General features: G+C 70.1%; 14 protein-coding genes. 9 read left to right on the plus strand and 5 right to left on the minus strand.

Annotation, left to right across the window (positions count from 1 at the left end):
* The first annotated feature begins 201 nt into the window (after positions 1 to 201).
* Both QNJ12_RS21375 and QNJ12_RS21380 read left to right on the plus strand, forming a co-directional pair.
* Positions 202 to 537 (plus strand): helix-turn-helix transcriptional regulator, encoded by a 336-nt coding sequence (locus QNJ12_RS21375; RefSeq protein ID WP_300625805.1) that lies wholly within the window; start codon positions 202 to 204, stop codon positions 535 to 537.
* Positions 534 to 977, plus strand: a complete 444-nt coding sequence (locus tag QNJ12_RS21380; RefSeq protein ID WP_300625806.1) for an SRPBCC domain-containing protein — start codon at positions 534 to 536, stop codon at positions 975 to 977. The genes QNJ12_RS21375 and QNJ12_RS21380 overlap by 4 nt, the downstream gene beginning before the upstream one ends.
* Positions 978 to 1,365: 388 nt before the next feature.
* Here QNJ12_RS21380 and QNJ12_RS21385 read toward each other — a convergent pair whose 3' ends face one another.
* Entirely contained in the window at positions 1,366 to 2,190 is an 825-nt protein-coding gene (locus tag QNJ12_RS21385; RefSeq protein WP_300625807.1) for an amidohydrolase family protein, read from the minus strand.
* Positions 2,191 to 2,355: 165 nt separating this feature from the next.
* Here QNJ12_RS21385 and QNJ12_RS21390 point away from each other — a divergent pair, with 165 nt between their 5' ends.
* Complete coding sequence (locus QNJ12_RS21390) at positions 2,356 to 2,790, plus strand: Hsp20/alpha crystallin family protein (RefSeq protein ID WP_300625808.1); 435 nt, start codon at positions 2,356 to 2,358, stop codon at positions 2,788 to 2,790.
* 160 nt (positions 2,791 to 2,950) lie between these two features.
* Entirely contained in the window at positions 2,951 to 4,237 is a 1,287-nt protein-coding gene (locus QNJ12_RS21395; protein ID WP_300625809.1) for a hypothetical protein, read from the plus strand.
* 98 nt (positions 4,238 to 4,335) lie between these two features.
* Here the strand turns inward: QNJ12_RS21395 and QNJ12_RS21400 are convergent, their stop codons facing one another.
* Positions 4,336 to 5,262, minus strand: coding sequence for a cyclase family protein (locus QNJ12_RS21400; RefSeq protein WP_300625810.1), 927 nt, complete (start codon positions 5,260 to 5,262; stop codon positions 4,336 to 4,338).
* 189 nt (positions 5,263 to 5,451) lie between these two features.
* Here QNJ12_RS21400 and QNJ12_RS21405 point away from each other — a divergent pair, with 189 nt between their 5' ends.
* Positions 5,452 to 6,246, plus strand: a complete 795-nt coding sequence (locus QNJ12_RS21405) for an enoyl-CoA hydratase (protein ID WP_300625811.1) — start codon at positions 5,452 to 5,454, stop codon at positions 6,244 to 6,246.
* 1 nt (position 6,247) lies between these two features.
* Here the strand turns inward: QNJ12_RS21405 and QNJ12_RS21410 are convergent, their stop codons facing one another.
* Positions 6,248 to 7,123 (minus strand): hypothetical protein, encoded by an 876-nt coding sequence (locus tag QNJ12_RS21410; RefSeq protein ID WP_300625812.1) that lies wholly within the window; start codon positions 7,121 to 7,123, stop codon positions 6,248 to 6,250.
* A 37-nt stretch (positions 7,124 to 7,160) separates the two neighbouring features.
* Between QNJ12_RS21410 and QNJ12_RS21415 the strand changes: the two genes are divergently transcribed.
* The 4 genes from QNJ12_RS21415 (at position 7,161) to QNJ12_RS21430 (ending at position 9,404) form a co-directional block, all read left to right on the plus strand.
* Positions 7,161 to 7,361 carry a hypothetical protein gene (locus QNJ12_RS21415; RefSeq protein ID WP_300625813.1) on the plus strand — a complete coding sequence of 67 codons (201 nt, stop codon included), beginning with the start codon at positions 7,161 to 7,163 and terminating at the stop codon, positions 7,359 to 7,361.
* Between the two features lie 34 nt (positions 7,362 to 7,395).
* Positions 7,396 to 7,977, plus strand: a complete 582-nt coding sequence (locus tag QNJ12_RS21420; protein WP_300625814.1) for a MarR family winged helix-turn-helix transcriptional regulator — start codon at positions 7,396 to 7,398, stop codon at positions 7,975 to 7,977.
* Between the two features lie 46 nt (positions 7,978 to 8,023).
* Positions 8,024 to 8,308, plus strand: coding sequence for a DUF1971 domain-containing protein (locus QNJ12_RS21425; protein ID WP_300625815.1), 285 nt, complete (start codon positions 8,024 to 8,026; stop codon positions 8,306 to 8,308).
* 109 nt (positions 8,309 to 8,417) lie between these two features.
* Positions 8,418 to 9,404: a hypothetical protein gene (locus QNJ12_RS21430; protein ID WP_300625816.1), complete on the plus strand. Its 987-nt coding sequence runs from the start codon at positions 8,418 to 8,420 to the stop codon at positions 9,402 to 9,404.
* 21 nt (positions 9,405 to 9,425) lie between these two features.
* Here QNJ12_RS21430 and QNJ12_RS21435 read toward each other — a convergent pair whose 3' ends face one another.
* A complete protein-coding gene (locus tag QNJ12_RS21435; protein WP_300625817.1) occupies positions 9,426 to 10,640 on the minus strand; it encodes an MFS transporter in 1,215 nt (404 codons plus the stop codon).
* A gap of 135 nt (positions 10,641 to 10,775) precedes the next feature.
* A complete protein-coding gene (locus QNJ12_RS21440) occupies positions 10,776 to 11,480 on the minus strand; it encodes a helix-turn-helix domain-containing protein (protein ID WP_300625818.1) in 705 nt (234 codons plus the stop codon).
* Positions 11,481 to 11,601 lie beyond the last annotated feature (121 nt).

Below are 11,601 nucleotides of genomic sequence, written 5' to 3' on the forward strand. Positions count from 1 at the left end.
GAGGGGGGGGACGTGGTGGACGTGGGGGAGGGCTCGGGCGAGACGTCTGGCGGTGTGCTCATGTCACCATCGTGTGCCTGCGGGCGCCCTTCCGTCAGGCCCGCCACCCGGTGTCGCGCCCGTCGGGTTTTCCCCACCGCTCGGCCGCCACGGGAGGAGCCCGCCTTGACGACACTGAACCAAGTGGTTCATCATGAGTGCATGTCCTCCGACCTCGATCTGGTCTACGGCGCGCTCGCCGATCCGACCCGCCGGACGATCATCGAGCGGCTCCACCAGAGCGATGCGACGGTTGCCGAGCTGCGCACGATGTTCGACATCTCGGCGCCGGCGGTCTCGAAGCACCTGCGGGTGCTCGAGTCGGCCGGGCTGATGGAGCGCTCACCCGCCGGCCGATACCGCCGCTGCCGCCTCCGGCACGGGCGGCTCGTCGAGGCGCGCCGTTGGCTCGAGGAGCAGACGGCGTTCTGGGAGTCGACGCTCGACTCGCTCGCCGACCACCTCGGCGAACCAGGCAGAACGGAGCCGGGGGAGTGACCGGGAACGAGATCACCGTCCGGCGTGAGTTCGCGGCGTCCGTCGAGCGGGTGTTCGCCGCCCTCACCGACCCCGACGAGCTGGTGCAGTGGTGGGGGCCCAAGGGCATCAGCACCTCGGAGGTCGAGATCGACCTACGGCCCGGCGGTGCCTGCCGGTGGGTGATGCACCCCGACGGCGCGACCGCAATCCTGCGGGGGACGATTGTCGAGGTCGATCCGCCGCACCTCGTCGCCATGACCAACCAGTGGGACGGCGACGACGCAGAGACGATGGTGACGTTTCGTCTCTTGCCGATCGAGCGCGGCACCCGGCTCGAGATCCACCACCGCCGGCTGCCGACCCCGCCCGGTCCCGGCGAGTTCGCCGACGCCTGGGAGCGGGCGCTCGATTCTCTCACCGGCCACCTGACCGACGACACCAGCAAGGAGTCCACATGAACGCAGCACAGACCCGTGACGTCGCCCGTGCCTACTTCGAGGCCTGGTCGACCAGGCAGGGGCCCGACGTGCTCCGCCAGTACATGCACGAGGACTTCGTGTTCCGTGCCGGCGAGCTGACCGTCGTGGGGCGCGAGCAGTTCCTCTCGTTCGGGGGCTGGCCCCAACAGGCCGTGACGACGCTGGTCGCCGACGCCTACGACGACGGCACGGCGATCCAGGTGTACGAGGCCGTGAACGGTGACGCCCGCGTGAAGATCGCCGACCATCTCACGGTGCAGGAGGGGTTGGTCGTCTCGTCGGACACGATCTGCGACGGCGCGACGTTCCAGGCGTTCATGGCCGCCGGTAGGACCGAGGCGGTCGGAGGAGACGACGACGCCCGCGGTCAGCTCGAGAGGCCGAAGACCCGGTCTGCGTTGCCGGCGAGGAAGAGCGCACGGGCCTCGTCGTCGAGGCCCAACTCGTCGAGCCGGGCGAGCGCCCGGTCCGCAGTGATCATCGGGTAGTTCGTCCCGAACATCACCTTCCGCTTCCCGCGACCCGCCATGTACGCGACGAGCTCCGCCGGGTAGCGGTGAGCCGTGTACGCGCTGGTGTCGATGTAGACGTTCGGGTGCTTGTCGGCGACCGCGATCATCTCGGTCGTCCACGGATACCCGATGTGCCCGCAGACGATGACCAGCTCGGGGAAGTCGATCGCGATCTGGTCGATGTACGGGATCGGCCGGCCGGTCTCGGACGGACGCAGCGGCCCGGTGTGGCCGACCTGGGTGCAGAACGGGACACCGGTGTCGACGCAGGCTGCGTAGAGCGGGTAGTAACGACGATCGGTCGGCGGCAGCTCCCACAGCCACGGCACGATGCGCAGCGCCACGAAGCCCTCGTCGACGCGGCGCCGGAGCTCGCGCACCGCCTCCATCGGCCGACGGAGGTCGGCGCCTGCCACTGCACGCAGACGGTCCGGATGCTGCTGGACGAAGCCTTCGACCTCGTCGTTGTCGATCAGCGAGCCCTCGGGGCCGTACCAGGCAGCCGCAAGTCCGACGTCGACGCTGCCTGCGTCCATCGCTGCGATCGTCAGCTCGAGTGGGAGCGCCTCGGTGAGGTCGCCTTCCTGACCGAGCCAGCGCTTCAGCGAGTCGAACATCTCGTGATTCGAGTGCCGCAACGTCGGGTGCTGCATCCAGACGTCGACGATCCGGTCCGTCATGGGAGCAGTCTGCCCGAGCGGCACGCGCGGACACCAGGTCGCGGCAGGAACCCGTCGACGAACCGGGGAGCGGCCGGGGCCGTGACCAGGGGGTCTGTCGAACGACTCTGGCATCGCGCCGGCCCGAGGGCTTCAATGAGGGTGGAGGACGGAAGGAGGTTCGTCATGTCATTGATCAAGCAGCGCAACGAGCTCGACTGGCCGATGTGGTTCGGCGGTCGACGGCTCTTCGACTGGCCCGACACCTGGAAGGACCTCTTCGAGGAGAACGATCTCCGCGTCGAGGAGTACGAGGACGAGGGCGAGCTGGTCGTGCGAGCCGAGATGCCGGGGATCGATCCCGACGAGGACGTCGAGATCACGGTGTCCGATCGCATGCTACGGCTGCACGCCGAGCGTCGGGTGGAGTCGACGACCGAGGACAAGAAGGGCTACCGCTCCGAGTTCCACTACGGCTCGTTCTCCCGGGCGATCCGGCTCCCGGTCGGCGCCACGGAGGCCGATGTGAAGGCCACCTATGTCGACGGCATCCTCGAGGTGAGGATCCCGATCGACACCAGTGAGGCCGAGACCAAGCGGATCCCGATCTCGCGCACGTAGTCGCGAGCGGGCCCGGCCCGACGGGCGCACCGGGCGCGTCACGACCGATGATCGCCGGCCCCGAGCCTGCTGGGCGTCGTATCCTGGTCCGGTGGCTCGCACGGCCGAGACTCCTGGTCGCCGCAGGGAACCGGGACGCGCTCCGGTGCGTCCAACTCCCATGAGTCCTCGGCCCGTCGCACTGATCGCTGCGTTCCTGCTGGGCGCGGCCGCCTGCAGCACGGGGGGCGACGCCAACCAGCTCGCCACCGACGCAACCATCGAAGCCCCTGGGATCGATTCGGCGGTGGCCACGACGACGACCGTGCCTCCCGCTCCGCCGGAGACGACGGCGGTCGCCGACGAGCAGCGCGACAGCCCGCCCCCGGAGGTCACGAAGCCCGAGCCGGAGCCACGGGTCGACGAGGTCGACGAGATCGTCGAGGTCGACGACGCCCCCGGACGGATCGAGATCCAAGTGCTCGCGACACCCGAGACCGTCGACGACATCGTGCCGACGGTCTCCCTCGACGGCGTCGATGCCTTCGCGACGAACTGCTTTCGTGACGACTCGGCCAGCTTCACCTCCGAGGCGAGGTACCTCTGTGGCGACCTCGAGCGCGCGGTGTACCAGATCGGCGCCGCACCCGTGAACGGCGTCGAACCCGAGCTGGGCTGTGCTCCGGTCGGCGCCTACGACGACTGGGACCCACTGGTCGCCGACGTGGGTGTCGACGGGTTTGTGTACTGCACCCTCCGCGTGCAGCCGCCCGGCGTCCGGGTGATGATGTTCGGCGTCGATGCCGCCGCGGTCGACTCGATCGAGATCCGGGACCTGGACGGCCAGCCGGTGCCGGTGGCGTGCCGCCGCATCGATCTGCCCCACGGCGAGTACGCCCAGAGCGAGCTGACGCTGCAGTGCGATCCGATGGCCGAGGGCAGCTACGTGATCCCCCGGCAGGACGTCGACGGTTCCGGGGTCGAGCAGCCCTTCGTCTGCCTGCCAGGTCTGGGCACGGGAAATGCACCCGACTTCGACAACACCGTCCACATCGCGGACTCCGTCGACGAGGACGGTGTCACGCAGTTGTTGTGGGGGTGCATCAACGAGGAGCCGGTCGGTCCGATCGTCGGCCTGATCCAGCTCGTCGTCGAGGCGGACGCGGCACTCGTCGACGATCTGCGGATCGAGCTCCGGCAGAACGACGTCGACATCGGGTCGGACGCCTGTGTCTCGGCGGTCGCGCCGACCTACCTGTCGTCGGATGCCCCCGGCTTCCGCTTCTTCGAGTGCCGTGGTGACTGGGCGGGTGCGATCGCGCCCACGGTCCTGGGCGCGCCCGAGGGCACGCTGGTCCAGGTCACCTGCTTCGAGCAGAACCCGGTCACCGGTGTCATCGGGCCGACGGCGATCCTCGACCCCGAGGTCGGCGAGCCGTGGATCTGCCGCATCGACGTGGGCGTCTGACGGCGCTCCGAACGTTCGGTCGCCCGGGAGTGCTCAACAGCTCGATCGGTGCTGGGTGACGTCCGCCGAGCCGGGGCCGCTGGGCGTCGGTCGTCAGGTCAGTCGTCGCTGTCGTCGTCGCTGCTGTCGTCGTCGCTGCTGTCGTCGTCGCCCGGCGCGCCGTGGCAGGCGATGGGATCGGTCGTGAACCCGGAGCCGTCGGTGAGCGCCACGGTCGGGGCCATGATGACGTCGTTCTTCACGCTGACCGAGTCGAGGTTGGCGATCGCGACCAGCGCCACGCCGTCGTTGAGCAATGTCGTGAACGTCGCGTCGAACAGATCGTCGGTCGCCGCATCCGGCCCGTAGGCGTCGGCGCCGACACCGTCGATGTCGCGCTCGTCGAACAGCCACTGCACGGCGGCGCCGGAGAACCCTGGGTTGACGAAGTCGAACAGGTCGTCGATGTTCAGCGCCTGGTCGTCGAGCTCGGGTCGATCGGGGTCCGGTGGGGCGAACCCGCGCGAATCGCCCGGGCCGTCGAGCCCGAAGAACTCCTCGGCACCGGTCTGCAGGATCACGAGCGAGCCGGGCTCGATCTCGCCGTGCTCCTCCTCGTACGCCAGGATGTCGGTGACCTCGACGAAGTTGTCGGTGAACGTCATGCCGCGCACGTCGATCTTGTAGGCGGGCCAGACGAACTCCTCGGCGGTGAACTCGTCGAGCGACCGGCCGCCCGCGATGAAGTGGGCCGGCACGTCGAGATGTGTACCCGCATGTGCGCCGGTGTCGATGTCCTCGACGAGGAAGAAGTCCTCGGCGACCGTGTAGTCGTTGCTGATCCTGATCGCCGGGTCGAAGGGGAACACCGACATGTTCTCGTCGAACGGGTGGCCGAGGCGGGTCATGCCGCCCGGACACGACACCTCGGCGGCGCCGTCACCCGAGCCGCTGGTCGTCACCCCGAATGTGGCACCGGCGACGCCGGCGATCGAGACGAGTGCGATGACGCCGCCGGTCAGCGCGGACTTGTGCGCAAGAGTCATGAATCCTCTCCCCATGAGGACGGTCGACGAGCCCGGTGCCCGCCGCCGACGTGAGCGATCGTACACCACCGACTCACGCTCGGCTGTCGTCATGTCACGCCGAGTGGTGAGGTGTCCTCGAGCGGGCTCGGCCGGAGCGCCGCGTCGGCGGTTCGTTAGCGTGGCCGAGACACGACGAAGGGGGACGCGATGAGCAGTGCGGTGCTGTACGAGGTCGACGATCGGGTGGCGGTCATCACGCTGAACCGGCCCGACCGGTTGAACGCCTGGAGCCCCGACCTGCACCGCGGCTACTTCGCGTCGCTCGATCGCGCGGCCGCGGACCCGGACGTGCGGGTGATCGTCGTCACCGGTGCCGGGCGCGGTTTCTGCGCCGGCGCCGACATGGATGCACTGCAGGCCATCGGGGAGGGCGCCGACGTGCACGGCCGCCCCGGCCCGGATCGGACCACCTGGCACCACGCCCACGCGATGAGCATCCCGAAGCCGGTGATCGCCGCCATCAACGGGGCGTGCGCCGGCCTCGGCTTCGTGCACGCGCTCGCCTGCGACATCCGGTTCGCTGCCGAGGGTGCGAAGTTCACCGCCGCGTTCAGCCGGCGTGGGCTGATCGCCGAGCACGGGTCGTCGTGGACGTTGCCGAGGCTGGTCGGGCAGTCGGTGGCCCTCGACATCATGCTCTCGGGCCGCATCTTCCTGGCCGAGGAGGCCAAGGAGCTCGGCGTCGTGAACCGCGTCGTCGCTCCCGAACGGTTGATGGACGAGACGCTCGCCTACGCCCGCGATCTCGCCGTCAACGTCTCACCGACGTCGATGGCGGTGATGAAGCAGCAGCTGTACACGCATCCGATGATGTCGATCGACGCCGCCCTGGCCGAGTCGAACCGCCTGATGGAAGAATCGGTGCTGCGACCCGACTTCAAGGAGGGGGTCGCGAGCTTCCTCGAGCGGCGCGAGCCGAGCTTCGCTCCCTACGGGGAGTGAGTCACCACGCGTCCTCTGGTAGGGAGAGCGCGTACACAGCCGTCCGACTCGAACCCTTCCCGACCTCCTGCCACCAGAGGTACTCCCCGTCGGTCAGCAGCAGCTCGCTCTGGTAGGTCTCGGTACCGGTGGGCAGTTCAGAGGCGTCGGTGAATGCCGTGCCGGTGGTCCACTCGACGCCGTCGGCACTCGTCGCGAGCCCGACATCGAACGTGCGCGGCGCGTGGAACAGCATCCTCCACTCGGTGTCGCTGCGGACCACCTGTGCCCCCGCCACCGACCGCGCGGCCCAGTCAGGCGGCTCGAGCACCGGGTCGCTCTCGGCGAGGAGTGGTTCGGTCGTGAGTGGATCGTCGTGCTTGGTCCACACCAGCCCGTCGAGCGACGTGGCACGTCCGATCGCCGACGTTCGAGATGCGGCGCCCGTGTAGAACATCACGAGCTCGCCGCCGTCGATGATCAGTGACGGTTCGGAGACACGATCGGCGTCCCACGCACCCTCGGGCCCCGGCTCGAGCACCGGCTGCGGATCGACCACCCACGGGCCGTCCGGGCCGGGTGCGGTCATACGGCCGATGAAGCCGGGCTCGCCCGTGCCGTCGAACGTGTCGAAGAAACCGACCCACGTCCCGTCGTCGGTGACGTACGCCGCGAAGACGAAGACGTTGCCGTCGGCGTAGGTCACCTGCTCGGAGGTCATGACCGGCGCCTCGCCGACGACCGTCCACTCGACGCCGTCGAGCGATGTGAGGTGCCACGTGACCGAGGTGCCGGGGTAGCGCAGGAACGAGTTCCGGAACATGTGGAACACACCGTCGCCGTCGACGACGACCGCCCCGGGGTTCACGAAGCGGTCGAGCTCGTGCGGCTCGACCACGGGCTCGTCCGACCGGAGCGTGAACGTCGGCGCCCCGGTGGTCGTGGTCGTCGTGGCGGTCGTCGTCGGAGTGGTGGTGGTGGTGGTGGTGGATGTGGCCGTCGCGGCGGGCTCGTCCTCGGGCGGTCGGGGCGCACTCGCGCTCGACGCGGGGTCCGATGATGTGCCGGTCGCTCCACCGCCCCCGCACGCCGTCGTGCCCGCAAGTGCTGCGACGATCAGCAACATTCTCGACTGAGCCTGATATTCTCTCATATGAGAGTAATTAGCCGATGAGTGAGACCACCGCAACCCCGCCGCTGTCGACGCTGTACCAGCTCTTCGTCGCATCCCGGCTCGCGGGAACCCTGACCTCGGCGGCGCTCCTCGGGTCCGGCGTCGACGGTCCCGAGTACGCCATCGTGTCGGTGCTCTTCGCCCGCGGTCCGGCATCGGTCGGCGAGGTCGCCGCACGCACCGGTACGCCAGTGCCGACCGCGTCCCGTCACCTCCGCTCGATGGAGCGTGCAGGCCTGCTCCGTCGCGAGGCCGACGTCAGCGACGGCCGCAAGTCGATCTACCGGCTCACCGCCGAGGGCGAGCGCCGGTTCCACGCGGCCAAGGTCCCGTTCTCGGCGATGCACGACGCGGTGACCGACGAGCTGGGCGACGATGCCGAGATGGTCGGCTGGGCACTCGCCCGGCTCGACCACGCCATGCGGCGCTTCGCGGGCGAGACGACCGCGCCCCGCCCGTCCCGCCCTACGGGTGGCGGTCACGTGCTGCACCACGGCGGCGAACCACTGAGCGACGACGACGCCGACCACGTGCGGGCCTACATCGACTGGTACCGCGCCAGGGCCGCCGCCCGGTGACCGTGCCACTCGCCCGGCGGCGTGCGAGTGCGGCATGATGCCCGAGATGAGCCAGGCGGACCGGCTGCCCGACGACGTCGAGCTCGTTCGGGTGACACCGTGGTTCGACGCCCGCAGCGTGCCGAGCGGACTGCTGGCGGCGCACCGGGTCGCCGACGGGGTCTGGGGCCGGCTGGTGGTCGACGCCGGTTCGGTCGTGTTCGTCTTCGACGAGCGGCCCGGCCCACCCCGCACCTTGCGGGCGGGTGACACGCAGGTGATCCCACCCGGGCAGCCGCACCACATCCGGCCCGACGGCGGGGCGCGCTTCCGGGTCGAGTTCCACCGCTGACCGGCGGTCCGGCGGCCGTCCGGGCTCGCGTGCGCTGCTGAAATGACGGGGGAGAACGGGCCCTATGGCCCGGGTCGCCGGGCGCGGCGCGTTGGTACCGTCGAGAGGTGTGAAGAGCCTCGACGTCGCCCTCGCCGACGTTCACCGGAACGCCGACTCCACAGCGTTCGTCATCTGCTACGCGGCCGACTGCGACATGGGCGGCGGCATGCGACCGTTCGTCGGGCGGTACCGATCGCTCGAGCACTTCCACGACACGCTCGAGGCCGCGGTCGAGCAGGCTCACATCGACATCCTGCTCACGTCGGTCTCGGCGATGGACGTGCTCGCTCGCGACCGCCAGCTCTTCACCGGCTCACCGGTCACCCCGGCGGTCCGCGCCAACGACACGACCGACATCTGGAAGGCCCGTGGCGGCAACTACCTCGCCGAGCGGTCACGCCCGTTCGCGTCCACGACGGTCCGCGAGGCCATGTACGGCACCCTGACCCCGACGCTCGGGCAGGTGCCCGACGTCGACCTCGGGCTGTGGTCGATCACGTTCAACAACGACATCGATGCCGACGAGCGGAGCCTCGAACGGTTCCGGCAGTTCCGCCAGGAGGCCGCCGACGAGGGCTTCCGGTACTTCGTCGAGGTCTTCAACCCCAACGCCCCGAATCCCATCGACGGTCCGGTCGCGGACTACGTCAACGATTGCATCACCCGCATGTTCGCCGGCGTGCCGCGTGCCACGCAGCCGCAGTTCCTCAAGGTCGCCTACAACGGGCCGCAGGCGCTCGAGGACCTGGTGGCGTACACCCCACTCGTGGTCGGGGTGCTCGGCGGTCCCGCCAGCACCGCCCACGACACGTTCAAGCTGGTCAGTGAGGTGAAGCAGCACGGTGGCCGTGTCGCCTTACTCGGGCGGCGCATCCGTGAGGCCGACGATCCGCTCGCCATGATCGAGCTGCTGCGCCACGTCGCCGACGGAGCCGTCGAGCCCGACGACGCGACACGTGAGTACCACGGTCGTCTCGGCGCGCAGGGGATCACGCCGAGCCGGTCGCTCGAGGACGACCTCGTCATCGAGACGCCCGAGCTGCTCGGCACCTGATCTCGGCGTTCGGCGCTGGCTTCAGGTCGCGGCAGCCGGGCGGCGGCCGGTCTCACCGACGACGGTCACCAGCCAGGCGACCGCGGCGACGAGCACGGCGGCGAGCGCGATCGAGGCCGCGCCGAGCCCGAGCGCGTCGCCGACGACGCCGACGATCAGCGGACCGAGGACACGACCGCCGTCCTGGATCGTGGCCATCCCTGCGAGGAACTGAGCGGGCGAGTCCGGCGGCGCGAGATCGCTGCCGAGCGTCAGCATCGTGCCGCTGCTCATCCCGTTGCCGATCCCGATCACAGCACCGGCGATGACGGCGGTGGCGGTGTCGTCGGCGACGCCGAGGAGCACCAGGCCGAGCGCGATCAGACCGAACGCAGGCACCATCGCCACGAGGCGGCCGAAGCGGTCCATGACCCATCCGGCGACCGGGAACAGGAGCAGGTCGGCGGCGGTGCCGACGGTGACCAGCGCCCCGACCGCCGTCGGGGACAGCCCGAGCTCGTCGCCGATCAGCGGGATCACGACCAGTCGGCCCTCGCGCACCGCCATCACCAGCATCGGCACGACGCCGGCCGAGGCGAGCAGCCGCCGGTGGGTGGCGATGGCCCGCAGGATGCCGACGCGCCGGGCGGGCGTGCCTGCGTCGGGCAGCATAGGCAGCTCCTCACGGTCGAGGACCAGCGGCACGAGCCCGGTCAACGAGAGCGCGCCGGCGATCGCGAACGTCGAGCTGAACCCGACGGCGTCGACCAGCGCCCCTCCTGCGAGCGGGCCGACGAACATCGACATCCGGAACGAGCCGCCGATCATCGACATCGCCCGGCCCCGGTGCCCGAGCCCGACGCGTCGTGTGATGTAGGTCTGGCGCGACAACCTGACGGCCGCATTGGCAGCACCGCTGGCGATGCGGAGCGCGGCGAGGGCCAACGCGACGTCGGTGACGCCGAGGAGGGCCGTTGCGCCGCCGAAGACGATCACGGCCGCGATCACGACGGCGCGCTCACCGAAGCGACCGATGAGCGCGCCCGCCGGGAGCCCGCCCAGCGACGCCCCGAGGCCGAGCGAGGCGAGCACGACCGACACCAGTCGGAGTGAGATCCCTGCGTCGGTCAGGTAGAGGGGTAGGACCGGCACCAGCATCCCGAGGCCGATGTAGCTGAGCACCACCGGCGCGTAGATCGGCATGACGAGCTTGCGCAGCACTGCGGACGCCGACCTGGCCGGCGACGTGTCGGTCACGCGCGGACCGTACCGGGCCGCTCGCCCGGACGCAGGATCAGCGCGTCGGCGACGTGCGATCAGCAGCCCATCGGGGATCGGTGCGGCGATGACATTGGATCCACGCGTGCGAGGTCGCACCAGCGCGGCAGCTGATCAGTGGTCGTCGCGGTATGCCGCCGGCGAGTAGCCGACCACGCGTCGAAAATGCCGGCCGAAGGCGCTCTGGTCGTAGTATCCGCAGGCTGCGGCGACCTCGGCGATGGCGAGGTCGGTGGTGGCGAGCAGCCGCAGCGCCTCCTCCAGCCGGAACCGCATGATCAGCTGCTTAGGCGTCAACCCCAGCACGCGCCGCGCGATGCGCTCGAGCTGCGACGTGGACATCTCGGCGGCCTCGGCGAGCTCGGCCACGGCGATCGGTTCGCGGAAGCGCTCACGGGCGACGTCGACGGCGCGGGCGAGCTGCGCGTGCGGCGCCGCCGCGTCGCTCGGCGTCCGCAGGTCGATCGACACGCTCACCACGCCGACCGGGTTCCCGTCGTCGTCGGTCCAGCGCGCCTTCGACGTGAGGAACCACCCGAACGACCGGTCGGGCCGCGTGATCAGCTCGAGCTCGTTGGTGAGGATCTCACCCGACTCGATCACCCGGCGATCCTGCGCCTCGTACTGCTCGGCCAGCGCCGGCGGGAACAGGTCGGCCGCCGTCTTGCCGACGACCTCGCCGGCGCCCCGGACGCCTGCCCGCTCCGCGAACGCACGGTTGGCGGACAGATACCGGCCCTCGACCGACTTGACGCAGAACATCACATGAGGCGTCGTGGCGAGCACGTCGGTCACCGCCTCGAGCGAGCGTTCCAGCACGACTCCATCTCACCACGTCGAGTCGGGTCCGTTGACGAATCCGGCCACCGGGGCGGGCAGGCGTCCGGGGCGCCGGCGAGGTCGTCGGCAAGACGGCGGCCGACCTGTTCCCGCCGGCGCT

It is taken from the genome of Ilumatobacter sp. (assembly GCF_030065885.1).
GTDB lineage: Bacteria > Actinomycetota > Acidimicrobiia > Acidimicrobiales > Ilumatobacteraceae > Ilumatobacter.